This is a genomic window from Bradyrhizobium elkanii USDA 76, assembly GCF_023278185.1.
GTDB classification, from domain to species: Bacteria; Pseudomonadota; Alphaproteobacteria; order Rhizobiales; family Xanthobacteraceae; genus Bradyrhizobium; species Bradyrhizobium elkanii.
Genome location: NZ_CP066356.1, coordinates 4,614,713 through 4,641,299, shown reverse-complemented (window position 1 = coordinate 4,641,299; position 26,587 = coordinate 4,614,713). Strand labels below are relative to the sequence as shown.

Below are 26,587 nucleotides of genomic sequence, written 5' to 3'. Positions count from 1 at the left end.
GGCACGTCATGAAGGTTCCCCGGGAACGACCGGAACGGAAATTGATGCTGTTCGTTGGACCGCATGATCTCGAAGACGGAGCGTCGAACACCGTGACCCGGAAAACCTTGCAAGCACGCTCGGAGCAGGCGCTCGTCGTCATCATTCTCAGCACCGGTGCGCTGATCGGTTACCTCGGCCTGGCACTGTCCAGGCTGTGAGAGCTACGCCCGGCGGGCACCAAGCCGCCGGGAGGCGTCAACAAGCCGCTTGGTGTGCCGAAAACGCGCGCGCGCGTGCCACTGAGTTGCCCGACGCGGCAAGCCAAGCACCGCAGCAAAAATATAGGGTGAAAAGAGCAAGGCTCGGACATATCATGTCGCGAGAATGCGAATGTTTGACGCACAAGCGACAACACCCGCCGTCGTCCCGGCGAAGGCCGGCAACTGTTATGTTGGTTTGGTCTGCAGGTACGGCTTTCGGTCTCGCATCATGGCATTGAGGACCGTGAGCAGCTTCCTGGCGACGGCGATGAGGGCGAGTTTGGCTGGTTTTCCGGCCTGTCGCAGTCGTGCATAGAAGGCCTTGAACGGATCAGCTCTGCGAACTGCGTTGAGGGCCGCCATATAAAGGGCGTCACGAACGCGCTTTCGGCCGCCCGCAATCTTGCGCTTGCCGCGGAAGGTGCCGCTGTCGACGTTGAAGGGAGCAAGGCCAGCGAGCGCTGCGAGTTGTTTCGGTCCGACCCGCCCGAGTTCCGGCATCTGCGCGATGAGCTGCATGCAGGCCACGGGACCCACGCCGGGCAGCGAACGCATTAACTTCGCATCGTCCGCGATCTGCGCTTCGGCTTTAATCAATGCGCTGATGTCGGCCTCGATCTCGGCGATCTCGCTGTCGAGGACCTCGATGAGGCGGCCGATGCGTTCGGCCATGGCGCGATCGTCGGCCTCGCTGCGCCGGTTCTTCTCCTGGGCGCGCATGAGGACCAGCTGATCCCGCCGTTTTGCAAGCCTCGCCAAGGCGCCCCGTGCAGGATCGGCGACCTGCTCGGGGGCGGGCTGCATGGCCCGCGCAAAGGCCGCCAGCATCCGCGCATCGATCGGATCGGTCTTGGCGAGTAGGCCGCTGGCCCGTGCAAAGTCGCGGGCACGGGCCGGGTTGATCCGTGCGAACTGGATCCCGGCCTGACGCAGCGCCTCGCGAAGCGCGAGGTCATAGATACCCGTCGCCTCGAAGACCACCAGCGCATCGCATTGCCAACGCGCCACCTGCTGTGTGATGGCCTGTGTCGCGTTGGCAATGCGCCTCGGCACGCCGTCAGCCTCATCAAAGATATCGAGGTGTTTCTTGGAGATGTCGATTCCGACGTAACGAAGAGCTATGATCACGGTGCCTGTCCCTGTGATGCGAGGTCTGTTGGTGCAGCCTCGTGCAACTGTTCAGGTTGATAGATGGAACGGGCGGGAGACCGAGCCGGCTCACGGCGTCAAGCGCCAAGGACCCAACGGCTTCCCGCCCACCCTCATCCTGACACACTTCCAAGACACAGGGACCCATTACCCCAAATCTCAATTGTTGCGCGACGCCGGGGCCACGATCCCGTTCCTGATCAAATCCGGTGGTGATGGGTCCCGGCCTTCGCCGGGACGACGGTGGTGTGCGCGGGAACAGTCTCGCGATGAATGCAACGCCACGTACAATCCACACACCCGTCACTGAAATCGAGGACATTGCCGCCTGCCCGCAATTCTCGTACACGGTTTCACGCAATGACCTCGCGACTCTCTCCCAACTCCGTCGACGTGCTGCTGTTCGATATCGGCCGCGTCGTGCTCGACATCGACTTTGACAAGGTGATGGCGCACTGGGCGCAGCACGCCGGCTGTGCGCCCGCCGAGCTCGCCACGCGATTTGTCGTCGACGACAGTTTCAAGCATCACGAGATCGGCCGGATCGACGACGCGGCGTTCTTCGAAAGCCTGCGCCGGACTCTCGGCATCGACATCACGGACGCCCAGTTCCTCGAGGGCTGGAATGCGATCTTCACCGGCGAGATGCCGGGCATCGCCCCGCTGCTCGCGGCGGCCGCCGAGCGGATGCCGCTCTACGCCTTCTCCAACACCAATCCGGCCCATGTCGCGCACTTCTCGGTCACCCATGCCGAGCTGCTCAGCCATTTCCGCAACGTCTTCCTGTCCTCGAGCATCGGCTTCCGCAAACCCGACGCCGAGGCCTATGATCATGTGGTAAAAGCCATCGGCGTCCCGGCGTCGCGGATCCTGTTCTTCGACGACCTGGCCGCCAATATCGAAGGTGCACGGGCGCGCGGCCTTCATGCTATCCACGTGACATCGACGGATGACGTGGCAAGGGCTTTGACCGCACTTGGTATTTGGACATTAGGAATTGAGGAGCTCTGAGCGTGGCCCTGATGCCGGTTGCCGATGCCCTGTCCGCCGTCCTCGCCGGCGCCGAACCGCTGCCAGAGGAGATGGTCGCGCTCGATGCCGCCTACCACCGCACGCTGGCGCACGACCTCGCGGCGCTGCGCACCCAGCCGCCGCAGCCGATGTCGGCGATGGACGGCTATGCGGTGCGCGCCGCCGATGCGGCTGATCTAAAGGCCCGGCTCAAGGTGATCGGCGAAGTCGCCGCCGGCCGGCCGTTCGGGCGGACGGTCGGCGCCGGCGAGGCGGTGCGGATCTTCACCGGCGGCGTGATCCCCAATGGCGCCGACGCGGTGATCATCCAGGAAGACACCGCCGTCGACGGCGACCACATCACGATCACGGAGGCCGCCAGCGTCGGGCGGCACATCCGCCAGGCCGGGGTCGATTTCCGTGCGGGCGAGGTGCTGCTCGCCGGCGGCAGCCACCTGTCCGACCGCGCGCTGTCGCTGGCGGCCGCCATGAACTATCCGGAACTTGCGGTGCGCCGCCGCCCGAAGGTCGCGGTGCTGGCGACCGGCGACGAACTGGTGATGCCGGGCTCGCGGCCCCGTCCCGGCCAGATCGTCTATTCCAACGGCTACGCGCTGCGGGCGCTGGCGCGCGCCGAAGGCGCCGAGACCGTCGACCTCGGCGTTGCCGCCGACACGGTGGAGGCGACCACGGCCGGCATCCGCCGGGCACGCGAGGCCGGCGCCGATGTCCTGATTACGACAGGCGGCGCCTCGGTCGGCGACCACGATCTCGTCAAGCGGTCGCTGGAGGCCGAGGGCGTCGAGATGGCGTTCTGGCGGATCGCGATGCGGCCCGGCAAGCCGATGATGCATGGCCGGCTCGGCGCGATGCGGGTGATCGGCCTGCCCGGCAATCCGGTGTCGTCCTATGTCTGCGCCTTCCTGTTCCTGGTGCCGTTGATTCGGGCGCTGAGCGGCCGGAAAGTGATTCATCATCGCCGCGCGAGCGCCCTGCTCGGCCGCGACCTCGCCGCCAACGACCAGCGCGAGGACTATCTGCGGGCGCGTCTCGAAGCGCGCGAGGACGGCAAGCTGATCGCAACGCCGGTGACGCAGCAGGATTCGTCGCTGCTCGCGAATCTCGCTGCGGCACGGGCACTTCTCGTGCGTCCGCCGTTTGCGGCGGCGGCCGTCAAAGGCAGCGAATGCGAGATCCTGACGCTGCCCGAATAGGGTTTTCACGCCCCGCCGATCGTGCGTTGCCTGATCCGTTCACCGGAAATTAAGTGGTTGCGGAACACATATCGAACATATAGTGTCCGTTCATGATTTGTTTCGAGTACTGGTGTCTACAATCGGGAAGCCGCGTGGAAGCAAGTGCAACGAGCACATGCTCCTGAGGTCAGGCCCCGCCTGCAGGCCCCACCAGAAGAGTCTCGGAATCGAACGCCGCTATCAACCGGGGGAATACTCGAGATGCTCACGCGCAAACAGTACGAACTTCTGCGTTTCATCAATGAACGTCTGAAAGAGGCCGGCGTACCGCCCTCCTTCGACGAGATGAAGGATGCGCTCGACCTGCGCTCGAAGTCCGGTATCCACCGCCTGATCACTGCGCTGGAGGAGCGCGGCTTCATCCGCCGCCTGCCGAACCGCGCCCGCGCCATTGAGGTCATCAAGCTGCCCGAACTCTCGGCCGGCGGCGGCAACGGCCGACGCGGCTTCACGCCCAGCGTCATCGAAGGCACCCTCGGCCGGCGCGCCAGCACGCCGCCGATCGCCGAGGACGACGGCAACCGTCCGGTCGCGGTCCCCGTGATGGGCCGGATCGCCGCCGGTACGCCGATCGAGGCGCTGCAGACCCGCAGCCACACCATCAGCGTGCCGCCCGACATGCTCGGCGCCGGCGAGCACTATGCGCTCGAGGTGCGCGGCGACTCGATGGTCGATGCCGGCATCCTCGACGGCGACATGGCGCTGATCCAGCGCAACGACGTCGCCAATACCGGCGACATCGTGGTGGCGCTGATCGACGAGGAGGAAGCCACCCTGAAGCGCTTCCGCCGCCGCGGCGCATCGATCGCGCTCGAGCCGGCCAACACCGCCTATGAAGTGCGCATCCTGCCGCCGAACCGGGTCCGCATCCAGGGCAAGCTGATCGGCCTGTATCGCAAATACTGAATTGCAAATACTTGCGGCGGCCGGGAACGAGCAACACGTCGGATCGTTCCTTGCATGATAGCGTAGCGTACGGCCTGCCCGATGCGCTCCGATACCTCTCGCGCAGCGTCGCGTGTTTGTGATCGGGGTCGGTCTCGGACCAGTCGTACAATCGCCCAGAAACGAGCGGAAGCTCGTTCGCTATCGTCCACTCTGGTAGAGGCCCCAATGCCTCAAGAGAGGCACGGGTCGCTACCTCGAAATGAGGAGCCATCCGATGTGTGACTATAGTCTGCACGCCGTGGCATCGCGCCCCGCCATTGTCGGAGAGACGCTGATCACGACGACGTTCCGCGGCACGTCGACCCGCGGTTTTGCTTCGGAAAACGATCCCACTGTCGCGGTCTGCATGCTGCCGGGCACCGAGCTCGCTTTCGCCGAGAACGTTCGCTACGACAGCCGCTGGATCTGGACCAAGACGCTGAACTATCGCGTCGGCGTGTTCAACGAAGTCGAGCCCGACGTGCCCGATCGGCATCATGACGCGGTGGAATTCCCCGACGGCAGCCATGTGCTGGTGACCCAGCTGGTCGAGGGACAGCGCGTCAGCGTGCTGCAATTGCCGGCGCTGCATCCGCCGGTCGAGCAGAAGCCGAAGGTGGTGGAGCGGCGGCCCTCCGCATTTGCAACGCTGTTTTTGGGTTGAGCGCATCGTCGCCGCGGAATGGGCTGTTCGGCGGCGGATGACCTAAGCAATTTCGGGCGCCCCCGGACTTCCGCTTCCGGGGCGCACGAGGAAATTTGCGTCAGCCGGCGCCTTGGCGCATCATCGGGCACGGAGGACGTGCGCGGTGGTCGATAAGGTCACATGGCAAAAGGCTGGACGCGTCACGGAACCGGGCCGCTACATGTTCCGGTTCGGTTGGCTGACGGTGACGGCCGACGACCTGAGAGTCTGGGAGCAATTTCCCGAGGCTTCCTTCACCCTCGTCAAGAAGCCCGACGCCGGCCCCGACTCCGACGAATACCATCTCGGCCTGTTCGAGCTGCCGAGCGCCCCCTCGCCGGACCACCGCTAGTCATCGCCCTGCAGATCGGACTCGGCCGGCGTCGCATCCACGGCAGGCCGCGGTGCGGCGGCGGCTGCGCGCAGCGTCGTCTCGCTCTCGCCGTCGCCGGGAACCGCCGGCGACCACGGCCGGTCGATCCCGCCGGGCTTGACGGCATCGACGGCGTAGCCGTCCCTGGTCCGCCGCAGTACCAGCGCGCCGTGGCGCCGCAGCCGCTCGGCATCGATCACCGACGCCGTGCAGCCCCGCGGCGCCGCCCGCGCCGTCACGATCAAGCCTGCGCGCTCGCAGTCGTCCGCCAGCGCCTCCGGCCGGGTCGCCAGCGCGACGAAGGCGCCGCCTAGTCCCTGGGTCACGCAGCCGCCGGCATCGCAGGAGACGCCGTCGCCGAGCGACGCATCGGTGGCGGTCCGCGCGTCGGCGTCCGCCGCCAGCCACTCCTTGACCAGGAACGCATCCTTGGCGCTGTGCATCAAATGCAGCCGCCCGTCACCGCCGCGCACCGCGACGTTGCGGCCGTCGCCGGAGACCAGCACGTCCGGCTGCGGCACCCTGAGCGCCCAGACCGAGGCCACCAGCAGCAGAACCGCGCCCGACCAGCGCAGCGGCGTACGCAGCAGCCCGAGCAGGATGATGCCGGCACTCGCTGCAATCAGCGGCCCGATCCCGAACGCCGCCATGCGGCCGACCGCGCCCGGGAGTGCGGCGACCCATTGCGTCACCAGGATCATCCAGTCGATGCCAAGACCCATGATCGCCCAGAACACGCCGTCGAAGCCGAACGGCATGGCGACGAGGCCCAGCAGGCCGGCCGGCATCACGACCGCCGACACGACAGGCATCGCCGCGAGGTTGGCGAGCAGCCCGTAGGGCGTCACGCGGTGGAAGTGGAACGCGGCGTAGGGCGTCGTCGCCAGCCCCGCCACCAGCGAGGCCAGCATCAGCATGGTGAGCTCGCGCCCGCCCCACAGCGCAACCCGCGCGGTCGCCGAATGGTCGGGCGACGCGAATAGGTTCGGCAGCCCGATCTGCACCAGCGCCACCAGCCCGAGCGTCGCGGCAAACGACATCTGGAAGCTCGGATGCACCAGCGCCTCCGGCGCGATCGCGAGCACGATCAGCGCCGCCACCGCCAGCGTGCGGAAGGTGATCGCGCGGCGGTCGACGATCACGGCGAGCAGCACCACGGCGGTCATGAAGAACGACCGTTGCGTCGCGACCTCCGCACCCGACAGCAACAGATAGAATGCCGCGGCGACCAGCGCCGCCGCCGCCGCCCATTTCTTGATCGGATGCCCCGCCGTCAGTGCCGGAAACAGCGCGAGCAGCGCGCGCACCGCGAAGAACACGACGCCGGCGACCACGGCCATGTGGTAGCCGGAGATCGACAGCACATGGCCGAGCCCCGAGATGAACATCGCATCGTTGACCGGCGTCGAGATCGCGTCGCGCCGGCCGGTGAGCAATGCGGTTGCGATCGCGCGCTGGTCGCCGTCGAGCGTGGTGCGAATCCGCGCGTCGATGGCGTCGCGCAGGCCTTGCATGAAGGCGGCGTAGCGCAGCGCAAAGCCGCCGGTCGCAGGCGGCTCCCTGGTCTTGACCGCGCCCATCACGAAGCCGGAGGCGCCGATGCCCTGGAAATACAGGTCACGTCCGAAATCATAGGAGCCCGGGCGCTGCGGCCCGAGCGGCGGCAACAGCCGCGCCTTCAACTCTACGAAGCTGCCGACATCGGGCGCAGTGCCCTTCTTCACCGAAAGCCGGACACGATCGAGCTTCGTCATGTCGCGCGGGCTCTCCATCGAAACCACGCGCAGCACGAAACGATCGGTCTTCTCGCGGATGTCACGCGCCTCGACGAAGCCGGTCAGCGCCACCGAGAACATCGGCCGCGCCAGCACCGTGTGAGCAACGCGCGCCGTCTTCCAGGTCGCCGTCGCAAAGCCTGCGGCCACCGCGGCCAGCATCGCGATGACGGGAAACACGCTGCGCCGCCGCAGCAGCAGCGCCAGCAGGCAGAGCAGGATTGCGACGGTGGCCGCGACCGACAGCACCGGCTCGTGCTCGGCCGCGAAATAGAAGGCGATACCAGTGCCGAACGCCACCGGCACCCAGGGCAACAACCGGCCCGCCCCCGCCTCCGCGCCCGCCCATCGCCGCAATGTCTCGACGACAGGCTTCCAGATGCCGACGCGCGCCGGGAAATAGCCGCCAGCCGGCGCAGCCGCGCGCGGCGGCCACGTCCCCGCGTAGCCGCGTTTGCCGCCCGGCGTCGTGCCCTGCTCCGCCATTCCGCTTGCGATCCCTGCCGAGCGGCAGGCTAGCGGATGGCCCCGTCCCCCGACTAGCGGAACGGATGCAGAATACGGACCGGCAACGCCCGGGTACCTGGATCGTCCTGCGCCTTGCCGACCTCGCGCCGGGCCACAGCTGCCGCCTGCGTCAAATCGATCGAGCCGAAAGTCTCATTAAGATACCGATCACATTAGGAATAGACTGTCCCGATGCCTCCACTCCCGGAGAGACCGGGATGAGGCAGTGACGGCTCGCGGCACTTGAAGGCCGCTGGAGCTCCTCTCAGGCGGCCACAACTCCCCTGAGATCAGGCGTTGCGGACGAACTCGCAAATCTCGCCTGTAACGCCGCGCACCACGCGCACTCCGCGAGCGGATTGATCGCTGAAAAACGCGAGGAGTAGCGTTTGCATTTGAGAGGAGCGACACATGGCAATTCAAGTACCGAGCGATTTTCGTCGCGTGATTGTCGCCGCGTCAGTGGGAAACATCATTGAATGGTACGACTTTTATATTTTTGGCAGCCTGGCCGCGGTTCTGTCGGTCAAGTTCTTTGAGCAATCCCACCCCGTTGCAGCCCTGCTGAGCACGATCGCGCTGTTCACTGCGGGATTCCTGATCCGCCCGCTAGGGGCCTTCCTGTTCGGATGGATGGGCGATCGGGTCGGCCGCAAATATACATTCCTCATTACGCTGAGCGGAATGGGCCTGGGAACGGGAGCGATCGGACTGATCCCGACTTATCAGTCGATCGGCCTGACGGCCGCATTCATTCTGTTCGGCTTGCGGATGATCCAGGGTCTCTGCCTGGGCGGCGAGTATGGCGGCGCCATCACCTACGTCGCCGAGCATGTTCCGGATCACAGCCGCGGCTACTACACCGGCTGGCTACAAACCTCGCCGACACTCGGGATCGTGGTGTCGCTGGCCGTGATCGTTCTGACCCGAACCTGGGCCGGCAATCAGGCCTTTGACGAATGGGCGTGGCGCGTTCCGTTCCTGGTCTCGTTCCTGCTGGTGGCCATCGCCATCTACATCCGCCTGCAGCTCCAGGAGACGCCGATTTTCCAGGAGATCAAGGCACGCGGACAGATGACCAGGAATCCCTGGCGGGAAGCTTTCCTCAGCGCCAACATCAAGTACATCTTGATCGCGATCGTCGTCCTGATTGGGCAGGGCGTGGTCTGGTACAGTGGTCAATTCTGGGCACTGTACTTCCTGCAGCAGGTCTCCAAGGTCGATGCGGTTACCTCGGCCTACATTGTGGGAGCCGCACTGTTGATCGGAACGCCGAGCCTGATCTTCTTTGGTTGGCTGTCGGATCAGATCGGCCGCAAATCCGTGATCCTCGGAGGCATGCTGCTTGCCGCGATCACCTACTATCCGCTGTATCTGTGGCTCGGCATGGTCACGCAGCCGGGACACATCAACTATCCGGTCGCCGTCTTCATCATCTTCATCCTCGTCTGCTACGTCGGGATGGTGTACGGGCCGGTCGGCGCGTTTCTGGCGGAGTTTTTCCCGGCCAGGATCAGGTACACCTCGGTCTCGGTGCCGTATCATATCGGCAATGGTTGGGGCGGCGGATTGGTACCCTTCATCACATCAGCCGCCTTCGCAGCGACCGGCAGCATCGGCTACGCGCTGATCTACCCGATTGTCGTTCCCGCGGTGTGCTTCGTGATCGCCGTTTTCATCATGCCCGAGACACGCAAAACCAGAATCTGGGAGCAGATCGAGGCGAAAGCCGCATCGTGACGGAGTCACCTTGCTGAGGGGCGACCAGCGCCGCCCCGTTCCGATGGGATCGGAACGGGGGGTCTGGAATCTTGTCTTGACGCGTTTTCTTTCCGCGAAGCGGTATCCGCATTACGTCGGAGCCGGACGGAGAGGATTCCGCGCCACGCAAGTCCAATCTCCGGCCGCCTTGGGTTGGCGGTCAGGCCAACGTTTCAGTCAGCTCCCTCTCAGCCAGCTCGGTGATGCCAGCGATCGTGCCACCAGGTGGCAAAATCACGATCCATCGTCAGCTCCCAGCACGCGAGCACGATCACCACGATGCCCGCGAGCACGCTGCTCGTCGTGACCGATCCTGGCTCGTAGCTGAACGTCCAAGGTGCGACTACCAGAGCCAACCCCATCAGCATCTCACCCCATTCCTCCAGATAGGACGGAATGATGAATGCCTCCAAGGCGAACAGCACGACGCCCAATCCGAGCGCGATGGAGATCCAGAGAGCTGCCCCGGAGAAGCCCAGAGCAAACGGCGATGCAACCAGCCAGGCGCCCACCAACAGGCTGGCAGCATCCTGCCAGTGTTGAATGCGCATGATCCTCACCTCCTTCTTCCGAAGACATGGTGCGGCGCGGACCAAAAAGCATCGGTCCGACCTGCGATGTGTTGCCGCTGCTGATCCGTAGCCCACGTCCAGCCGGGCGTCCCCGCTACCCGGGAAAGCGCTCTTGCAATGGCGCCGCAGCAAGATGCACACTGTGTGCGCTTGACCAGGTGTCAACGTCTGCGGTTCGCGGCCCGACCGGCATTTGCGGTTGCGCTCAGGACGAGAGGAGGATGACGCCATGCGAGAAATCGAAATCCACAACTATGCGCGGCAGTTGCTCGAGGCACATGGCGCCAAGGCCATTGCGGAAGCTGCCCAAAACGCCATCGAGCTCGAAGCAAGAGGCGAGGCCGAGCTGGCCAGGACCTGGCGACATATCGAAGACGCCATGAAGCTGATGCGCGGGCCACACCAAAGCTGAGGCTGGCAGCGAGCAGCGCAGAACGTGGAGCGGGACCCGTTCGAGCCTCGCAATGGCGGCTTGAACGGCAGCACAATCTCAACGACGCGGCTCTCCATGACAGGAGTGAAGCCATGTTTCCGAAGTGCGCAACAGCCGAAGATATCGTGAAGGCGGTCAAGGACGAGAACGTGCAGATGATCGATCTGCGTTTCACCGATTTGCCGGGGGTATGGCAACATTTTTCCGTCCCTCCGAGCGCGGCGAGCGTCGATGCCCTCGGAGATGGAATTGGCTTCGACGGCTCATCGATCCGCGGCTTTCAGGAAATCCAGGAAAGCGACATGCTGGTCGTTCCGGACCCGACCACGGCCTTTCTCGACCCGTATTCCACCGCATCCACCCTGGTATTGATCTGCAACATCCGCGACCCTGTGACCGGTCAATCCTATAGCCGTGATGCCCGGTACATCGCCCAGAAAGCCGAAACTCACCTGAAGGCGACAGGCCACGCCGATATCAGCTACTTCGGTCCGGAGGCGGAATTCTTCGTGTTCGACAGCGTGCGCTACGGACAGGGCATCAATTACGCTTTCCACGAAATCGATTCCGATGAAGGCAGCTGGAACACCGGCTCGGAGGAAGCGCCCAATCTGGGACACAAACCGCGCCCGAAAGAGGGATACTTTCCGGTACCCCCGACGGACAGCATGCAGGCGCTCCGCACCGAAATGGTGTTGACCATGGAGCAGCTGGGCATCCAGATCGAAGCCCATCACCATGAAGTCGCGACCGGTGGGCAGAACGAAATCGACATGCGCTTCACCACGCTGACGCGCATGGCGGACAATCTGATGATCTACAAATACGTGGTGAAGAACACCGCCCGCCAGAACGGCATGACCGCAACATTCATGCCGAAACCTTTGTTCGAGGACAACGCGTCTGGAATGCATGTTCATCAGTCGCTGTGGAAAGGCGAGACCAACCTGTTCTACGACAGGGGCGACTATGCCGAACTGAGTCAGCTCGCCCGCCACTACATCGGCGGCCTGCTGACCCACGCCTGGGCGTTGTGCGGGCTTTGCGCCCCGACCACGAACTCATATCGGCGCCTGGTGCCGGGCTATGAGGCTCCGATCAATCTGGTCTATTCCCAGCGCAACCGGTCAGCCTGCTGCCGCATTCCGATGTATTCGCCGAACCCAAAGGCCAAGCGTGTCGAATTTCGCTCGCCGGATCCTTCCTGCAATCCCTATCTGGCTTTTGCCGCAATGCTGATGGCCGGCCTCGACGGAATCCGCAACAAGATCGACCCGGGCAGCCCGATCGACAAGAACCTCTACGACCTGCCGCCCGCCGAGGCGAAGGAGGTGAAGTCGACGCCGGGGTCGCTGGATCAAGCGCTGGACGCGCTCGAACGCGATCATGCATTCCTGCTGCGCAACGATGTCTTCACCGCCGATGTGATCGAAACATGGCTCGACTACAAGCGGAAGAAGGAGGTCGATCCCATCAGATTGCGACCTCATCCCTACGAGTTCCATTTGTACTACGACATCTAGAGCGTTTTCGAGCGAAGTGGGTACCGGTTCGCGTCAAGAAAACGCGTCAAACCGAGAATCTAGAGCCCCGTTCCGATTCAATCGGAACGGGATAAGCTCTAGCGGCGACCGCACGCTCTGTGCGGACCAACCCAGTGCTCGATCAGGGGACTCGTCTCCGGTCAACACAGCGTCGGATGCCTGAGTCGCTCGTCCAGTCGGGGCGGTCCAACACCCGGAAGCCGCCCTCGGCAGCCTACGACCTTGGTCCCTCCTCGCGATGCAACGAGATCCGGATAGCCTGCAGTTGGGTGCAAGATCGCTTGGATGAGCGGCAGCCGCGGGGCGCGTGGCGCCCGGCCCCCCGCGCACTGACTATGCACTCTCCCTGACTACGAGGGCCCGCCGGCCCTCGACTTTTTGCGTCACGCTCCAGCGCCAGGCCTAGATCAGCGGCGTCTGCGACGAGACGTGGTGGCAGACGATCTTCCAGCCGCCGTCCTCGTGCGCGATCACCCAGGTGATCTTGACGGCGAGCGAGGGCGCATCGCCGTCGAGGAAGAATGACGCGATGCCCGCCATGTTGACGAGATCGGCATTGACCCGTTCTGCCCTGACATCGCTGAACTGAACTCGCGGCGCGCGCCAGCGCGGCAGACCGTCAAAGTAGGCTTTGACGCCGTCGCGGCCACGATACAGCGTCGGGTTCGAGCCGAAGAAGAACGCGCTCTTCGAATAGAGCGCGCTTAACGCATTCGCATCGAGCCTGCTGAAACCCGCCGACCATCTGGCGATGATGGCGGAGACGATCTCGTCGGATTCATCGGGCATCGATCCCCCGTCTGCTTGTCCGCGCGGAGCTGCGCTAGCCCTTGCCGCCGACTTCCTTGGCGAAGGTGTCGCGCAGGCCGATGGTGCGGTTGAACACCATCCGGTCCGGCGTCGAATCCGCATCGCGCACGAAATAGCCCTGCCGCTCGAACTGCATCGGGTCGGGCGAATTGCTCTCGGCGATCGCCGGCTCGACGCGGGCATCCTTCAGCACTTCGAGCGACTGCGGATTGAGGTCGGCGGCGAAATCGGCTGCGTTCGGGCTCGGATTGGCGAACAGCTGGTTGTAGATGCGGATCTCCGCCGGCTTCGACTGCGCCGCCGGCAACCAGTGCATCGTCGCCTTGACCTTGCGGCCGTCGGGCGCATTGCCGCCCTTGGTTGCGGGATCGTAGGTCGCGCGGAGTTCGACGATCTCGCCGGCATCGTTCTTCACCACGCCGGTACACTTGATGAAATAGGCATAGCGCAGCCGCACCTCATTGCCGGGCGAGAGGCGGTAGAACTTCTTCGGCGGATTCTCCATGAAGTCGTCGCGCTCGATATAGAGCTCGCGGCCGAACGCGACCTTGCGGGTGCCGGCTTCCGGATTGTCGGGATGGTTGATCGCCTCGATCTCTTCGACCTGTCCTTCCGGATAATTCTCGATCACCACCTTGAGCGGCCGCAGCACCGCCATCCGGCGCAGTGCCGTGCGGTTCAGCTCCTCGCGGATGCAGAACTCGAGCATGCCGACATCGACCACGCTGTTGGCCTTGGCGACGCCGATGCGCTTGATGAATTCGCGCACCGCCGCCGGCGGCACGCCGCGCCGCTTCAAGCCGGCAATGGTCGGCATGCGCGGATCGTCCCAGCCCGAGACGTGGCCGTCGCGGACGAGCTGGGTCAGCACGCGCTTGGACAGCAGCGTATAGGTCAGGTTCAGCCGTGCCATTTCGTACTGGCGCGGCTTCGAGGGCACCGGCAGCTTGTCGAGCAGCCACTCATAGAGCGGGCGGTGATCCTCGAACTCCAGCGTACAGATCGAATGGGTGATGCCCTCGATCGCGTCCGACTGGCCGTGCGCGTAGTCGTAGCTCGGATAGATCGACCACTTGTCGCCGGTGCGCGGATGGCGGGCGTGCAGGATGCGGTAGAGCACAGGGTCGCGCAGGTTGATGTTGCCGGCGGCCATGTCGATCTTGGCGCGCAGCACGCGGGCGCCGTTCGAGAACTCTCCGGCCTTCATGCGGCGGAACAGGTCGAGGTTCTCCTCGACCGAGCGGTCGCGGAACGGCGAGTTCTTGCCGGGCTCGGTCAGCGTGCCGCGGGAAGCGCGGATCTCCTCCTGCGACTGATCGTCGACATAGGCATAGCCGGCCTTGATCAGGCCCTCGGCCCAATCGTACAGGCGCTCGAAATAGTCCGACGCATAGAACAGGTTGGCTCCCCAGTCGTAGCCGAGCCAATGGACGTCGGCCTGGATGGAGTCGATGTACTCCTGCTCCTCCTTGGTCGGATTGGTGTCGTCGAAGCGCAAATTGCACTGGCCGCCGAACTCCTGCGCGATGCCGAAATTCAGGGCGATCGACTTGGCGTGGCCGATATGCAGGTAGCCGTTCGGCTCCGGCGGGAAACGGGTCACGATCCGGTTGTGCCTGTGGGAGGAGAGATCGGCCTGGACGATGTCGCGGATGAAGTCGCGCCCTGCCTCTGCCGTCGTGTCAGTCGTCATCAAAGGGTTCCCTGGAGGAGTCAGCTCAACCTTCTGCCAAATTCGTGCCGTCCGGCCAAGTCCGGTTTCAAGTCTGGTTTGGCGGGCAAAAGGTCAGCCCGGGGGTTTAGTTATGTCCGGTTCCTGATATACACCACCGCCGTCTCAGCATACGTCTCGCTCGATCATGACCAATTCCGTCGTTACCCGCTTCGCCCCCTCACCGACCGGCTTCCTCCATATCGGAGGTGCCCGCACCGCGCTGTTCAACTGGCTCTATGCCAGGAAGCTCGGCGGCAAGATGCTGCTCCGGATCGAGGACACCGACCGTGAACGCTCGACCAAGGAGGCGATCGACGCCATCCTGGACGGCCTGAAGTGGCTCGAGCTCGATTGGGACGGCGAGGTCATCTACCAGTTCAGCCGCGCCGCCCGCCACCGCGAGGTCGCCGAAAGCCTGCTCGCCGCCGGGCGCGCCTATTACTGCTATGCCTCGCCGGAAGAGCTCACCGCGATGCGCGAGAAGGCGCGCGCCGAGGGCCGCACCCGCCTCTATGACGGCATGTGGCGCGACCGCGATCCGGCCACCGCGCCCGACGGCATCAAGCCGACCATCCGCCTCAAGGCGCCGCAGACCGGCGAAACCGTGATCGAGGACCAGGTGCAGGGCCGCGTGGTCTGGCAGAACGAGAACCTCGACGACCTCGTCCTGCTCCGTGGCGACGGCACCCCGACCTACATGCTCGCGGTCGTGGTCGACGACCACGATATGGGCGTCACTCACATCATCCGTGGCGACGACCACCTGATCAACGCCGCGCGTCAGAAGCAGATCTACGACGCGCTGGAGTGGGAACTGCCGAGCATGTCCCACATTCCGCTGATCCACGGTCCCGACGGCTCGAAACTGTCGAAGCGCCATGGCGCGCTCGGCGTCGATGCCTACCGCGCGCTCGGCTACCTGCCGGCCGCCTTGCGCAACTACCTCGTCCGGCTCGGCTGGAGCCATGGCGATCAGGAGATCTTCTCGACCCAGGAGATGATCGACGCGTTCGACCTCTCAGGCATCGGCCGTTCTGCGGCGCGGTTCGATTTCGCCAAACTGGAGAACCTCAACGGTCACTATATCCGGCAGAGCGACGATCAATCCCTCGTGACCCAGTTCGAGAGCGTGCTGGATTATGTTCCCGAGGGCGCCGCACTGAAGGCCAAGCTCAACGACACCACCCGTGCGCAATTGCTGCGGGCGATGCCGAGCCTGAAGGAGCGCGCCAAGACGCTGATCGAGCTGATCGCGGGCGCCTACTTCATCTTCGCCGATCGTCCGCTCGCGCTGGATCCGAAAGCGGCGGCGCTGCTGACGGCTGAAACGCGCGCGTTGATCGGCCGCCTGCGCACTGCGCTGGAGGCCGTCAACGACTGGACGGCGGAAACCACCGAGACCGCGATGCGGAATTTCGCCGAGCAGAACAACCTGAAACTCGGCGCCGTCGCCCAGCCGCTGAGGGTGGCGTTGACGGGACGTACAACGTCGCCGGGCATATTCGACGTGCTGGCCGTGCTGGGACGCCAGGAGTGCCTTGCCCGCCTCGCCGATCAGGCGGCGTGATCCTGCATGGACCCCCTCCAGGGTCCATCTTGCAGCGCACATGGCAATGAGCTACCCAATTCCGGACGCTTTCTCCACAAGCCGTTCCGCCCCGCCATGGGCCGCAATTTAGCGACTGGGCAAGGTCGGTTTTCGCAACGAATTCATCGGGGATATCACGATGGACGCAAAATCCAGCAAGACAGCCACACTCACCATCGGCAACAAGAACTACGATTTCCCGATCCTGAGCGGCACGGTTGGGCCTGATGTCATCGACATCGGCAAGCTCTACGGCCAGGCCGGGGTGTTCACCTACGACCCCGGCTTCACCTCGACCGGCAGCTGCCAGTCGAAGATCACCTACATCGACGGCGATGCCGGCGTTCTCGAATACCGCGGCTATCCGATCGAGCAGCTCGCCGAGCACGGCGACTTCCTCGAGACCTGCTACCTGCTGCTGTACGGCGATCTTCCGACTCCGGCGCAGAAGAAGGACTTCGACTATCGCGTGATCCATCACACGATGGTGCATGAGCAGATGGCGCGGTTCTTCCAGGGCTTCCGCCGCGACGCTCACCCGATGGCGATCATGGTTGCTGCCGTCGGCGCGCTGGCCGCGTTCTACCACGACTCCACCGACATCAACGATCCGCGGCAACGCATGATCGCCTCGATGCGAATGATCGCGAAGGTACCGACGCTGGCGGCGATGGCGTACAAGTACACGATCGGCCAGCCCTTCGTGTATCCGAAGAACTCGCTCTCGTTTGCCGAGAACTTCCTCAACATGTGCTTCGCGGTGCCCTGCGAGGAGTACAAGATCAATCCGGTGCTCGCCGACGCACTCGACAAGATCTTCATCCTGCACGCCGATCACGAGCAGAACGCCTCGACCTCGACGGTACGCATTGCCGGCTCCTCGGGCGCCAACCCGTTCGCCTGCATCGCGGCCGGCATCGCCTGCCTGTGGGGCCCGGCGCATGGCGGCGCCAACGAGGCCGCGCTCAACATGCTCTACGACATCGGCAAGGTCGAAAACATTCCGGACTTCATCGCCAAGGTGAAGGACAAGAACAGCGAAGTTCGCCTGATGGGCTTCGGCCACCGCGTCTACAAGAACTACGATCCGCGCGCCAAGATCATGCAGAAGATGTGTCACGCGGTGCTGAAGGAGACCGGCCACGGCGACGATCCTATGCTCAAGGTCGCGATGGAGCTTGAGAAGATCGCGCTCAGCGATCCCTACTTCATCGATCGCAAGCTCTACCCGAACGTCGACTTCTATTCGGGCATCACGCTGAAGGCGATGGGCTTCCCGGTCTCGATGTTCACGGTGCTGTTCGCGGTCGCCCGCACCGTCGGCTGGATCAGCCAGTGGAGCGAGATGATCGAGGATCCGCAGCAGAAGATCGGCCGTCCGCGCCAGCTCTACACCGGCGTCGCGCGCCGCGACTATGTGCAGATCGACAAGCGCAAGTAAGCTGCATCGCTCAAGAGAATCCGGGACGGCGCCATCATTCCTGATGGCGCCGTTTTCGTTTGCCCCGCGCGACTTCGGTCGCGATCGCGTCCAGGCGCGGCAGCCAGAACGCCCGGAACCGGTCGAGCCAGTCGTCGACCTCTCGCAGCCGCGCCGGCTCGACCGCGTAGATGCGGCGCGTACCCTCGGCGCGCACCGACGCGAAACCGGCGTCCCGCAGGATCCGCAATTGCTGCGAGACCGCCGACTGGGTGATGCCGAACTCGCGCTGCACGACGGCAACGACGTCGCCCGAACTGTGCTCGCCGGTCGCCAATAGCTCCAGGATGCGCCGGCGGACAGGATCGCCGAGGATGTCGAAGGCGTGCATCGCTCGTTAGCCTCCGCTCCCCGGCTCCGGCTCGCCGCAATAGGCCGCCGTGGTATTTGCGGCCGATCTGCGCGCCGCTGCCTCCTCGGTGCCCGCCGCGATCGAGGCCCTGCACCAGTCCTCGCTGGCGCGGCGGATGAATTCCTTGCCGTCGTCGGTGGCCGGCCACGCCGACGCGGCGGCGCGGTCGAATTCCCCGCCGGGCGGCATGGCCAGATAGAGCGCGAGCCCGAGCAGCGCGAGATCCCAGCCGACGCCGACCGCACCGGCCCCGTAGCGGTCCCAGAAGTCGCCCTCGATCACCGAGAGGTGTTCCAATTCCAGGCGCGTGGCGTCTGGGCCATTCTCGGCCAACGTCACGGTAACCCAGCTGACCGTGCCCATGGACTCCCACGTGACGGCAAGCCGGCGCGGCGGCTCACACGTCGTGATCTCGCCGCCCGCGTGGCCCTGGAACTGATAGCGGCCGCCAAGCCTCAGGTCGCCCGAGATCGGCAGGAACCAGCGCGGAATGCGTTCGGGGTTGGTCAGCACATCCCAGAGATCGGCGATGTCGGTGTCGTAGCTGCGGGTCGCGATCACCGCCCGCGCCGGCTTGCCGTCGCGTTCCCGGAAGGCGACTTCGCGAACGACGGCTCCGACATAGGCGACCGGATCGATCTTCATGGCTGGGCTCCATACTAATATTAGCTATTGCTAATATTAGTATGGTCTAAACATTCAGCGCAAGCGGGATCGTTGCGGCGGGATGTCGCCGCTGAACGCGGACACGATCGATTGGCTAAAGCATGATCCGGAAAAGTGCGAAGCGGATTTCATGCTCAAACAAAGTGCTAAAGCGCGATGACGATTCAACCTAATCACACCGCGCCTTAGGTCGAACGGCGGCCCATCTCCGCCAGCACGATGTCGGCGGCTCGGACGCTTGGCGGCTGGTCGCCGGTCGACATCTTCCCGTCCATCGTCGCGAACCCCACGAGCTGCCGCAGACGATCGGGCGAATCCGCAAGCACGTCGCGCAGCGCCGCCGCGAGCTTGTCCGGCGTGCAGTCCTCCTGCAGGAACTCGGGAATGATATCGCTGCCGATCACGAGATTGGCGAGGATCACCGAGGACACCCGGATCGCACGGCGCAGGATGAACGCCTCGGCGGCGCCGACGCGATAGGCCGTCACCATGGGAATCCCCGACAGCGCGAGCTCCAGCGTCACCGTGCCCGACTTCGCGAGAGCCGCGCGGGCGACACGGAACGCGGCGCGCTTCTCGGTCTCGCCGATCGCGAGCCGCGGCACCACCGGCCACGACGCGACGCCTTCGCGCACCATCGCCTCGAGATGCGGCATGGTGGGGAGCACGAGCTCGAACGGCGTTTGCTTGCTGAGCTGGCCGAGCGCCGTGCCGAACAGCGCCAGGTGATGCCTGATCTCGCTGCGCCGGCTTCCGGGCAACACCAGCAGCACCGGAGGCTGCGCATCGCGCCGCTTCTGCTCGTCCTCGTTCGGCCGCAGCGAGGCGAGCTGCTCGGTCAGGGGATGGCCGACATAGCTGCACGGGGGTCCCTGCAGCTTGCGATATTCCTCCGGCTCGAACGGCAGCAGCGCGAGCACGTGATCGACATAGCGCTGCATCGCGCGCGCCCTGCCCGGCCGCCAGGCCCAGACCGAGGGCGACACGTAGTCGACGATCGGAATGTTCGGGTTGCGGGCGCGGACGCGACGGGCGACGCGGTGGGTGAAATCGGGGCTGTCGATGATGACGAGCATGTCAGGCGCGTCGGCGAGCACGGCATCGGCTGTGCGCCGGATCAATCGCAGGATTTTCGGCAATTGCTTCACGACAGCGGCAAAACCCATGATCGAGAGTTCCTCGATCGGAAACAGCGAGGCGATGCCCTGTGCAGCCATCGCCTGGCCGCCGACGCCGGAAAACTGCACGGCATCGCCGAGGCGCTGGCGCAGCACCTGCATCAGCGCCGCGCCGAGGCGGTCGCCGGATTCCTCGGTCGCGATGAGGAATATCTTGCGAACGGTGCTGGGACTGCGCACCTGCATCAGCCCGCCAGTCCGATGACAAACAGCCCTTTGGCGTCGGCGGCCTCGACCAGGGCCTGCGGTTCGGCGGCCAGCGTATTGCCGGCGATCACGGCGATGCCGGCGATACCGGCGGCTGCCGCGCCCTCGACCGTCCGCGGGCCGATGGTCGGCAGATCGAAGCGCAAATCCTGCCTGCTCTTCGGCGCCTTCACCAGCACGCCGCGGCCGGCCTTGGTGCGGATGCGGCCCTCGGCGCGCAGCCGCGCGACGCGCGCGAGCAGCCCGTCGGTGCCCTCGATATCCTCGACCGCCACCACATGACCGTCGATCACCACGGCCGCTTGACCGATGTCGAACGGGCCGAGCGCGTCGAGCACGCCGCGTCCGCGCGCGATATCGGCGAGCGCCGTGCTGTCGGGCGCCGCGCGCGTCACGGCGCCCTCCGGCATCAACAGATCGGGCGCGACATCCTTGATCCCGACCATGCGGAAGCCCTGCTGCTCGAGGATGCGGCCGACGCTCGACAGCAAATGATCGTCGCCGCCGCGAAATGCGCGCACGACGTGGCCGAGCAGGCGCAGCGTGCCCCAGTCGAGCCGAATCTCCGACAGCGCGGGGCGCACCAGGGTGCCGATGAAGATCAGATCGCGGCAGCCTTCATCGCGGAACAGCCGGGTCGCGCGCCCGAGCTGGCCGACCGAGATCCAGCGGTGGCGAAACCGCTGCGCGCGCGCCGGGTCGCAGGCGCCGCGCAGCGCGAACAACACCGGCGTGATGCCGCGCGCAACCAGGGAGTCGGCAACCGCGAACGGCATGGCGCCGCCGCCGGCGATGACGCCGACCGGCGAGGAAAGCGAGGGAGCCGCTGACGTCATGCTGGCGGCCATCCGCTGCTCAATTGCTATCGGCGGGAAGGCAGAGCGGGCGCAGCTTGCCGCCCTCGATGAAGGCCAGGATTTCCGCAATCGCCGGATCCTCGCCCGCCAGCGGCTGCACCGAGGCCAGCCGCTCGGCGAAGATGCCAGGGCCGTGGAACAGCTTTTGATAGAACGCGCGCACCGTCGCCAGCCGCGCCTTGGTGAACTGGCGGCGCCGCATGCCGATGATGTTGAGTCCTTCGAGGACTGCGTACTGACCGTTGGCCAGTCCGAACGGGATGATGTCGCCGCGGACGCCGCAGACGCCGCCGATCATCACCTGGGAGCCGACGCGGGTGAACTGGTGCACCGCCGACAGGCCGCCGATATAGACGAAGTCGCCGATCTCGCAGTGGCCGCCGAGCGTCGCCGACGTCGCGAAGATCACGCCATTGCCGACCATGCAGTCATGGCCGACATGGCTGTTGTTCATGAAGAAGCCGCGATCGCCGACGCGGGTGAGCCCGCCGCCCTTGACCGTGCCGACGTTCATCGTCACGCCCTCGCGGATGGTGCAGGCTTCGCCGACTTCGAGGCGGGTCGGCTCGCCGCGATAGCTGAGATCCTGCGGCGGCCCGCCGAGCGCCGCGAACGGCGAGATGATGCAGCCGGCGCCGATCCTGGTATGCCCGCTGACCGTGACATGCGCGATCAGCTTGCAGTTCTCGCCAAGCACGACATTGGGGCCGATGATGCAGTACGGACCGATCTCGGTGCCGGCCCCGATCACAGCGCCATCGGCAATCCGCGCAGTCGGGTCGATCATGCTCATGAAGTTTCGGTCCGGAATTCGTTAATGGCGCCAAGGTGCTATCGAGGCGCCAGGCTGTCGATTGGGGCGGTCGTTAGCGCGACTTTGCCCGCCCTGTCCAGTGACGTATGATGACCGCCTGTTGCAAACGAGAAGGTCGCAACCGATCCCATGGTCCGGGCCGCCGCGCTGATCCTCAGCCTGCTCTCTGCGCCAATCGGCCCGGAGACGGTCGATCTCGGCGACAGCACGGCGATTGATCTCTCGAGCTTCGAATGCCGCGACATCAACCGCAGCACGATCGTCCAGCGGGTCTGCTACAGGGCGGATCAGCGCGCGCTGCTGGTCGCGGTCAGAGGCAGCTACCAGCACTATTGCGGCGTCCCCGCCGAAACCTACGACGCGCTGATGAACGCGCCGTCGATGGGCGTCTTCCTCAATCGCGTCCTGCGGATCGCGGGCGCGGACGGCCGCTACACCTGCACAACGTCGTGAGCCCGGCGCGGCTTAATCCGTCAGCATCGCACCGACATCGGCCTCGGCGACGACCTGGCCGTTGACCTTCGCATCGCCGTGAAACCACCACATCGTCTTGCGCCGGCCGAGCGAGCGCATGTGATACTCGATGGTGTCGCCGGGCATCACCGGCTTCCTGAACTTGCACTTGTCGATGGTGAGGAAATACACCGCGCGCGGCTTCTCGGTGCCCTCGACCGACTTGATGCCGATGACGCCGGCGGTCTGGGCCATCGCCTCGATCATCATCACGCCGGGGTAGACCGGACGGTCCGGGAAATGCCCCTGGAACGGCGGCTCGTTGAAGGTGACGTTCTTGATGCCGATGCCGCTGTAGTCGGTGCGGATCTTGATCACCCGGTCGATCAGCAACATCGGAAAGCGATGCGGGAGCGTCTTCAGGATATCGTTGATATCCACCAGCTCGAATTTGACCGGTGCCTCCTCCATCACTCCTGCCCCTCACCTTTGGCTTCGTTGTCGCGCACCAGACGCTCCACTGCGATAATTTCCCTGAACCACTGCTTGGTCGGCTTGGCGAAATGCCCGCCCCAGCGACCATTGGCCGGGATATCGTCCTTGACCGCGCTCATCGCCGTCACCTGCGCGCCGTCGCCGATCTTGAGGTGGTTGTTGATGCCTACCTTGGCGCCGAGCGCGACATTGTCGCCGATCGTCAGGCTGCCGGCGAGCCCGATCTGGGCCGCGAGCAGGCAGTGCCGGCCGATCGTTACATTGTGGCCGATCTGGACCTGATTGTCGATTTTGGTGCCCTCGCCGATCACGGTGTCGCGCAGGGAACCGCGGTCGATGGTCGAGGCGGCGCCGACCTCGACATCGTTCTGGATCACCACGCGGCCGGTTTGCGGCACCTTCACATGGCCGGCCGGCCCGAAGAAGATGAAGCCGTAGCCGTCCTGGCCGATATTGCAGCCGGGATGGATCAGGACGTTGTTGCCGATCAGCGCGAACTGGATGGTGGTCTTGGCGCCGACATTGCAGTCGCGGCCGATCTTGACGTCGGCTCCGATCACCGCGCCGGCGCCGATGATGGTGCCCGAGCCGATCTCGACCCGCGGGCCGATCACGACCAGCGGATCGACAATGACGCCGTCCTCGAGGCGCGCGGTGGGATCGATGATCGCCGACGGCGCGATGCCCTCGGTGTCGAACCAGGATTGCGGCCGCAGGGCATCGGCGTGCCATTGCCGGGCGAGCTCGACGAACACCTGGAACGGCTTCGCCGCCCGCAGCACGGCAGTGCCCTTCGGCACCTGTGCCTCGAAGCGCGGGCTGACCAGACATGCCCCGGCCTTGGTCGCGGCAAGCTGGTCGGCGTATTTCAGATTGTCGAAAAAGGCGAGATGCATCGGACCGGCCTCGTCGAGCGAGGCCAGCCCCCTGATCTGAAGCGCACCCCTTTCGGGGTCGACCAGTTGCGCCTTCGTCAACGCGGCTATTTCAGCCAGCGATGACGAAGGAGGACTCTTGAAGAAGATCGGCTGCGCCATTTCATCCGTCGCAGTCCGGTTGGCAATCGGTCTTAGAACGTCGTACCGCCGCCAAACCGGAATTCTTGCGTGCGGTCAAACGCACCCTTGGTCAGCGGCACCGCGTAGTCGAAGCGCAGCGGGCCGAACGGTGACTGCCAGATCAGGCCGACACCGACCGAGGTACGGACAACCTTGCTGTCGTCGTAGCTCAGACCAAGGCACGTACCCGGAGACGGCGGATTGTTCGTCGGCCTGATACAGCCGGGCTGGTTGACTTCGCCGGTCGCCGCCCACGAGGTCGGGCCCTGGTAATCGTACAGGCCGCCGGCGTCGGCATAGACCGCGCCCTTGAGCCCGACTTCCTTCGGCAGGAACCAGAACGGCATCTGCAGTTCCGCCGACACGCCCCAGTACTTGGTGCCGCCGATGGCGTCCATGGTGCCGTACGGGTTGATGTCGCGCGGACCGATACCGTTCGGCGCAAAGCCGCGGACCAGGTTCGGGCCCATCTGGAAGTGATCGAGCATGCGCAGATCCGAGGTCCCGAGCTTGTTCAGGATGCCGCCCTGGGCATGGATCACGCCGACGATGTCGGAGACCAGCGGAGTGTAGTACTTCGCGTCGATCGCGGTCTTGATGTAGCTGACGTCGCCGCCAACACCGGCGAAGTCCTGCTTGAAGTCGACGATCAGACCGTCGGTCGGGTTCTTGTTGTTGTCGAGCGTGTTGTAGTTGAGCGTGTAACCCAGCGCCGACGTGAGGGTCTTGCCGCCCGCCAGCTCCTTGCGGACCGGCAGCGAGGCTTCGCCGTCATAGAAGCAGCCGAGACCATTGGTCGACACCAGGCTGATCCCGTTCAGGTTCGCATAGGCCGGGCTCGGATTGAACGCGGGATTGGGCGTTCCATCCGGCAGGAGCGGCACGTTGTTACAGTTGTTCAGCGTCGACGGCAGGGTGATTTCCTGCTGGTAGATCGAGTAGCGCAGCTGCAGCGACAGGTCTTCCCGCAGGCTGAAGCCGAGCCGCGGGCTGAAGCCCAGCGTCTTGGTGCCGTACGCGATGTAGCTGTTGGACAGCTGCTGGCGCTGATAGAGGTCGAGGCCGAGCGCGACGCGGTAGTCGAGCAGATACGGCTCGACGAACGACAGCGAGTAGCCGCGGGCATACTGGCCGTAGGTTACCGACGCCTTCGCGAACAGGCCGCGGCCGAGCAGGTTGCGCTCGGAGACGCTGACTTCGGCCAGCGCGCCGTCGGTGGTCGAGTAACCGCCCGACACCGAGAAGTCGCCGGTCGACTTCTCCTCGAGATCGACGATCAGGATGACGCGATCGCTGGAGGAGCCCGGCTCGGTGGTGATCTTCACCGTCTTGAAGAAGTCGAGGTTCTTCAGCCGGCGCTCGGCACGGTCGACCAGCGCACGGTTGTAGGCGTCGCCTTCCGAGATATCGAACTCGCGGCGGATCACGTAGTCGCGGGTACGGCTGTTGCCGCGGATGTTGATGCGCTCGATATAGGTGCGCGGCCCTTCGTCGATCGCGAAGGTGATCGACACCGTGTGATTGTCGAAGTTGCGATCGCCGCGCGGCCGGACCACCGCGAAGGCGTAGCCGCGGCGCGATGCCTCGATCTGCATCTCTTCGACCGACTTCTCCAGCGCCTCGGCGTTGTAGAGCGAGCCGACATTGACGCGCGAGTAGGTGCGCAGCGCGTTCGGGTCGAGCGTTGCGATCGACGACGTATAGTTGACGGACGCGACGCGGTACTGCTGGCCTTCCTCGATCTTGAAGGTAACCAGGAAGCCCTTCTTCTCGGGATCGTATTCGGTCAGCGCGGCCACGACCTGGACGTCGGCATAGCCGTTCTTGAGGTAGAAGCGACGCAGCAGGTCGCGATCGGCCTCGACCCGGTCGGGGTCGTAGACGTCGTTGCCGCCGAGGAAGCTCAGGATGTTCGATTCGCGGGTCTTGATGACGTCGCGCAGACGGGACGCCGAATAGGCGCTGTTGCCGATGAACTCGATCGACCGAACGCCGGTCTTCACGCCTTCATTGACCTCGAAGATCAGGTCGACGCGGTTGTTCGGCTGCTCGATGATCTGCGGATTGACCCGCACGTCATAGCGGCCGGACCGACGGTAGATCTCGGCGATGCGCAGGGCGTCCGACTGGACCATCGGGCGCGAGAACGTGCCGCGCGGCTTGGACTGCACTTCAGCGGTCAGCTGTTCGTCCTTGATCTTCTTGTTGCCCTCGAAGGCAACGCGGCCGATTACCGGGTTCTCGACCACGACCACGACGAGGCGCCCGCCCCGCTGGTCGATATGGACGTCCTGAAACAGGCCGGTCTCGATCAGCGCCTTCAAACCATCGTCGATCTGGGCCTGGCCCAGCCGACCACCCGGTCCGGGATGGAAGTAGGAGCGGATGGTTTCAAGCTCGACACGGCGGTTCCCCTCCACCGTGATCGAATCGACTGTCTGCGCCGACACAGGCACAGACACAGCTACGGTCGCCAAGGTGGCAACCACCGGCGCGGCGAACATGACCAAGGCGGCGAACAGCCCCCCCCTCACTCGCATTCCAAACATCATGCGCAACGCGCCCTTATCTTAACGATGCCCGATCGTTCCCCAACGACCCGACAGATTCCCAACCTGCCGCTCAGCTTGTAACCAAATTTGCCTAGGGGGCAAACTTACTAGAGCTGAACATTTCCATT

Annotated in this window: 25 protein-coding genes; 12 read left to right on the top strand and 13 right to left on the bottom strand. The window is 64.8% G+C overall.

Annotated elements, in window-relative coordinates:
• The first annotated feature begins 44 nt into the window (after positions 1-44).
• Complete coding sequence (locus tag JEY66_RS22530; RefSeq protein ID WP_016843803.1) at positions 45-200, top strand: hypothetical protein; 156 nt, start codon at positions 45-47, stop codon at positions 198-200.
• 228 nt (positions 201-428) lie between these two features.
• Here JEY66_RS22530 and JEY66_RS22525 read toward each other — a convergent pair whose 3' ends face one another.
• The gene (locus JEY66_RS22525) at positions 429-1,370 is read right to left on the bottom strand and encodes an IS110 family transposase (RefSeq protein ID WP_018271587.1); all 942 of its coding nucleotides are present in this window, start codon (positions 1,368-1,370) and stop codon (positions 429-431) included.
• Positions 1,371-1,751: 381 nt separating this feature from the next.
• Here JEY66_RS22525 and JEY66_RS22520 point away from each other — a divergent pair, with 381 nt between their 5' ends.
• The 5 genes from JEY66_RS22520 (at position 1,752) to JEY66_RS22500 (ending at position 5,622) form a co-directional block, all read left to right on the top strand.
• Complete coding sequence (locus JEY66_RS22520; protein WP_018271831.1) at positions 1,752-2,402, top strand: HAD family hydrolase; 651 nt, start codon at positions 1,752-1,754, stop codon at positions 2,400-2,402.
• A gap of 2 nt (positions 2,403-2,404) precedes the next feature.
• Complete coding sequence (locus tag JEY66_RS22515) at positions 2,405-3,616, top strand: molybdopterin molybdotransferase MoeA (RefSeq protein ID WP_026192809.1); 1,212 nt, start codon at positions 2,405-2,407, stop codon at positions 3,614-3,616.
• Positions 3,617-3,859: 243 nt separating this feature from the next.
• Positions 3,860-4,564 (top strand): transcriptional repressor LexA, encoded by a 705-nt coding sequence (gene lexA, locus JEY66_RS22510; protein ID WP_016841600.1) that lies wholly within the window; start codon positions 3,860-3,862, stop codon positions 4,562-4,564.
• 256 nt (positions 4,565-4,820) lie between these two features.
• On the top strand, positions 4,821-5,249 hold the full coding sequence (locus tag JEY66_RS22505; protein ID WP_026192810.1) for a hypothetical protein: 429 nt from the start codon (positions 4,821-4,823) through the stop codon (positions 5,247-5,249).
• Between the two features lie 145 nt (positions 5,250-5,394).
• Entirely contained in the window at positions 5,395-5,622 is a 228-nt protein-coding gene (locus tag JEY66_RS22500; RefSeq protein WP_016841598.1) for a hypothetical protein, read from the top strand.
• On the opposite strand, the gene JEY66_RS22495 is transcribed toward JEY66_RS22500, so the two are convergent.
• Entirely contained in the window at positions 5,619-7,904 is a 2,286-nt protein-coding gene (locus JEY66_RS22495) for a ComEC/Rec2 family competence protein (protein ID WP_018271833.1), read from the bottom strand. The two genes, JEY66_RS22500 and JEY66_RS22495, sit on opposite strands and share 4 nt — an antisense overlap.
• 432 nt (positions 7,905-8,336) lie before the next feature.
• Between JEY66_RS22495 and JEY66_RS22490 the strand changes: the two genes are divergently transcribed.
• Entirely contained in the window at positions 8,337-9,665 is a 1,329-nt protein-coding gene (locus JEY66_RS22490) for an MFS transporter (protein ID WP_026192811.1), read from the top strand.
• A gap of 209 nt (positions 9,666-9,874) precedes the next feature.
• Here JEY66_RS22490 and JEY66_RS22485 read toward each other — a convergent pair whose 3' ends face one another.
• Positions 9,875-10,237 carry an SPW repeat protein gene (locus JEY66_RS22485; RefSeq protein ID WP_026192812.1) on the bottom strand — a complete coding sequence of 121 codons (363 nt, stop codon included), beginning with the start codon at positions 10,235-10,237 and terminating at the stop codon, positions 9,875-9,877.
• Between the two features lie 250 nt (positions 10,238-10,487).
• Between JEY66_RS22485 and JEY66_RS22480 the strand changes: the two genes are divergently transcribed.
• Positions 10,488-10,670 carry a hypothetical protein gene (locus tag JEY66_RS22480; protein ID WP_016841592.1) on the top strand — a complete coding sequence of 61 codons (183 nt, stop codon included), beginning with the start codon at positions 10,488-10,490 and terminating at the stop codon, positions 10,668-10,670.
• Positions 10,671-10,783: 113 nt separating this feature from the next.
• Positions 10,784-12,214: a type I glutamate--ammonia ligase gene (gene glnA, locus JEY66_RS22475; RefSeq protein WP_016841591.1), complete on the top strand. Its 1,431-nt coding sequence runs from the start codon at positions 10,784-10,786 to the stop codon at positions 12,212-12,214.
• A 423-nt stretch (positions 12,215-12,637) separates the two neighbouring features.
• On the opposite strand, the gene JEY66_RS22470 is transcribed toward glnA, so the two are convergent.
• Together JEY66_RS22470 and JEY66_RS22465 are read right to left on the bottom strand one after the other, a co-directional pair.
• The gene (locus JEY66_RS22470; protein ID WP_016841590.1) at positions 12,638-13,024 is read right to left on the bottom strand and encodes a YybH family protein; all 387 of its coding nucleotides are present in this window, start codon (positions 13,022-13,024) and stop codon (positions 12,638-12,640) included.
• Positions 13,025-13,058: 34 nt separating this feature from the next.
• The gene (locus JEY66_RS22465) at positions 13,059-14,738 is read right to left on the bottom strand and encodes a glutamine--tRNA ligase/YqeY domain fusion protein (protein WP_038374150.1); all 1,680 of its coding nucleotides are present in this window, start codon (positions 14,736-14,738) and stop codon (positions 13,059-13,061) included.
• Positions 14,739-14,904: 166 nt separating this feature from the next.
• Between JEY66_RS22465 and gltX the strand changes: the two genes are divergently transcribed.
• Both gltX and gltA read left to right on the top strand, forming a co-directional pair.
• Positions 14,905-16,326 (top strand): glutamate--tRNA ligase, encoded by a 1,422-nt coding sequence (gene gltX / locus JEY66_RS22460; protein WP_018271834.1) that lies wholly within the window; start codon positions 14,905-14,907, stop codon positions 16,324-16,326.
• A 160-nt stretch (positions 16,327-16,486) separates the two neighbouring features.
• The gene (gltA, locus tag JEY66_RS22455) at positions 16,487-17,788 is read left to right on the top strand and encodes a citrate synthase (RefSeq protein ID WP_016841587.1); all 1,302 of its coding nucleotides are present in this window, start codon (positions 16,487-16,489) and stop codon (positions 17,786-17,788) included.
• A gap of 34 nt (positions 17,789-17,822) precedes the next feature.
• Here the strand turns inward: gltA and JEY66_RS22450 are convergent, their stop codons facing one another.
• The 5 genes from JEY66_RS22450 to lpxA form a co-directional block, all read right to left on the bottom strand.
• Positions 17,823-18,158: an ArsR/SmtB family transcription factor gene (locus JEY66_RS22450; RefSeq protein WP_018271835.1), complete on the bottom strand. Its 336-nt coding sequence runs from the start codon at positions 18,156-18,158 to the stop codon at positions 17,823-17,825.
• 6 nt (positions 18,159-18,164) lie between these two features.
• Positions 18,165-18,824, bottom strand: coding sequence for an SRPBCC family protein (locus JEY66_RS22445; RefSeq protein WP_018271836.1), 660 nt, complete (start codon positions 18,822-18,824; stop codon positions 18,165-18,167).
• A 206-nt stretch (positions 18,825-19,030) separates the two neighbouring features.
• The gene (gene lpxB, locus JEY66_RS22440) at positions 19,031-20,209 is read right to left on the bottom strand and encodes a lipid-A-disaccharide synthase (RefSeq protein WP_016841584.1); all 1,179 of its coding nucleotides are present in this window, start codon (positions 20,207-20,209) and stop codon (positions 19,031-19,033) included.
• The gene (locus JEY66_RS22435; protein ID WP_038380325.1) at positions 20,209-21,066 is read right to left on the bottom strand and encodes an LpxI family protein; all 858 of its coding nucleotides are present in this window, start codon (positions 21,064-21,066) and stop codon (positions 20,209-20,211) included. The genes lpxB and JEY66_RS22435 overlap by 1 nt, the downstream gene beginning before the upstream one ends.
• Before the next feature lie 19 nt (positions 21,067-21,085).
• Positions 21,086-21,880 carry an acyl-ACP--UDP-N-acetylglucosamine O-acyltransferase gene (gene lpxA, locus JEY66_RS22430; protein WP_016841582.1) on the bottom strand — a complete coding sequence of 265 codons (795 nt, stop codon included), beginning with the start codon at positions 21,878-21,880 and terminating at the stop codon, positions 21,086-21,088.
• A gap of 150 nt (positions 21,881-22,030) precedes the next feature.
• Here lpxA and JEY66_RS22425 point away from each other — a divergent pair, with 150 nt between their 5' ends.
• Positions 22,031-22,354, top strand: coding sequence for a KTSC domain-containing protein (locus JEY66_RS22425; protein WP_018271838.1), 324 nt, complete (start codon positions 22,031-22,033; stop codon positions 22,352-22,354).
• A 12-nt stretch (positions 22,355-22,366) separates the two neighbouring features.
• Here JEY66_RS22425 and fabZ read toward each other — a convergent pair whose 3' ends face one another.
• From fabZ to bamA, 3 genes are read right to left on the bottom strand one after another with little or no spacing between them, the layout of a single operon-like run.
• The gene (gene fabZ, locus JEY66_RS22420) at positions 22,367-22,825 is read right to left on the bottom strand and encodes a 3-hydroxyacyl-ACP dehydratase FabZ (protein WP_016841580.1); all 459 of its coding nucleotides are present in this window, start codon (positions 22,823-22,825) and stop codon (positions 22,367-22,369) included.
• A complete protein-coding gene (gene lpxD, locus JEY66_RS22415) occupies positions 22,825-23,886 on the bottom strand; it encodes a UDP-3-O-(3-hydroxymyristoyl)glucosamine N-acyltransferase (protein WP_016841579.1) in 1,062 nt (353 codons plus the stop codon). Before lpxD ends, fabZ begins: the two co-directional genes overlap by 1 nt.
• A gap of 32 nt (positions 23,887-23,918) precedes the next feature.
• The gene (gene bamA, locus JEY66_RS22410) at positions 23,919-26,459 is read right to left on the bottom strand and encodes an outer membrane protein assembly factor BamA (protein ID WP_026192813.1); all 2,541 of its coding nucleotides are present in this window, start codon (positions 26,457-26,459) and stop codon (positions 23,919-23,921) included.
• Between the last annotated feature and the right edge of the window lie 128 nt (positions 26,460-26,587).

What these genes read in the sequence shown, in the direction of transcription:
- JEY66_RS22485 (WP_026192812.1), bottom strand. Translation starts at nt 10,237, where the DNA reads ATGCGCATTCAACACTGGCAGGATGCTGCCAGCCTGTTGGTGGGCGCC.
- JEY66_RS22490 (WP_026192811.1), top strand. Translation starts at nt 8,337, where the DNA reads ATGGCAATTCAAGTACCGAGCGATTTTCGTCGCGTGATTGTCGCCGCG.
- glnA (WP_016841591.1), top strand. Translation starts at nt 10,784, where the DNA reads ATGTTTCCGAAGTGCGCAACAGCCGAAGATATCGTGAAGGCGGTCAAG.
- JEY66_RS22445 (WP_018271836.1), bottom strand. Translation starts at nt 18,824, where the DNA reads ATGAAGATCGATCCGGTCGCCTATGTCGGAGCCGTCGTTCGCGAAGTC.
- JEY66_RS22435 (WP_038380325.1), bottom strand. Translation starts at nt 21,066, where the DNA reads ATGACGTCAGCGGCTCCCTCGCTTTCCTCGCCGGTCGGCGTCATCGCC.
- lpxA (WP_016841582.1), bottom strand. Translation starts at nt 21,880, where the DNA reads ATGAGCATGATCGACCCGACTGCGCGGATTGCCGATGGCGCTGTGATC.
- JEY66_RS22465 (WP_038374150.1), bottom strand. Translation starts at nt 14,738, where the DNA reads ATGACGACTGACACGACGGCAGAGGCAGGGCGCGACTTCATCCGCGAC.
- gltX (WP_018271834.1), top strand. Translation starts at nt 14,905, where the DNA reads ATGACCAATTCCGTCGTTACCCGCTTCGCCCCCTCACCGACCGGCTTC.
- JEY66_RS22505 (WP_026192810.1), top strand. Translation starts at nt 4,821, where the DNA reads ATGTGTGACTATAGTCTGCACGCCGTGGCATCGCGCCCCGCCATTGTC.
- JEY66_RS22495 (WP_018271833.1), bottom strand. Translation starts at nt 7,904, where the DNA reads ATGGCGGAGCAGGGCACGACGCCGGGCGGCAAACGCGGCTACGCGGGG.
- bamA (WP_026192813.1), bottom strand. Translation starts at nt 26,459, where the DNA reads ATGATGTTTGGAATGCGAGTGAGGGGGGGGCTGTTCGCCGCCTTGGTC.
- JEY66_RS22530 (WP_016843803.1), top strand. Translation starts at nt 45, where the DNA reads ATGCTGTTCGTTGGACCGCATGATCTCGAAGACGGAGCGTCGAACACC.
- gltA (WP_016841587.1), top strand. Translation starts at nt 16,487, where the DNA reads ATGGACGCAAAATCCAGCAAGACAGCCACACTCACCATCGGCAACAAG.
- JEY66_RS22520 (WP_018271831.1), top strand. Translation starts at nt 1,752, where the DNA reads ATGACCTCGCGACTCTCTCCCAACTCCGTCGACGTGCTGCTGTTCGAT.
- JEY66_RS22470 (WP_016841590.1), bottom strand. Translation starts at nt 13,024, where the DNA reads ATGCCCGATGAATCCGACGAGATCGTCTCCGCCATCATCGCCAGATGG.
- JEY66_RS22425 (WP_018271838.1), top strand. Translation starts at nt 22,031, where the DNA reads ATGGTCCGGGCCGCCGCGCTGATCCTCAGCCTGCTCTCTGCGCCAATC.
- JEY66_RS22450 (WP_018271835.1), bottom strand. Translation starts at nt 18,158, where the DNA reads ATGCACGCCTTCGACATCCTCGGCGATCCTGTCCGCCGGCGCATCCTG.
- lpxB (WP_016841584.1), bottom strand. Translation starts at nt 20,209, where the DNA reads ATGCAGGTGCGCAGTCCCAGCACCGTTCGCAAGATATTCCTCATCGCG.
- lpxD (WP_016841579.1), bottom strand. Translation starts at nt 23,886, where the DNA reads ATGGCGCAGCCGATCTTCTTCAAGAGTCCTCCTTCGTCATCGCTGGCT.
- JEY66_RS22480 (WP_016841592.1), top strand. Translation starts at nt 10,488, where the DNA reads ATGCGAGAAATCGAAATCCACAACTATGCGCGGCAGTTGCTCGAGGCA.
- fabZ (WP_016841580.1), bottom strand. Translation starts at nt 22,825, where the DNA reads ATGGAGGAGGCACCGGTCAAATTCGAGCTGGTGGATATCAACGATATC.
- lexA (WP_016841600.1), top strand. Translation starts at nt 3,860, where the DNA reads ATGCTCACGCGCAAACAGTACGAACTTCTGCGTTTCATCAATGAACGT.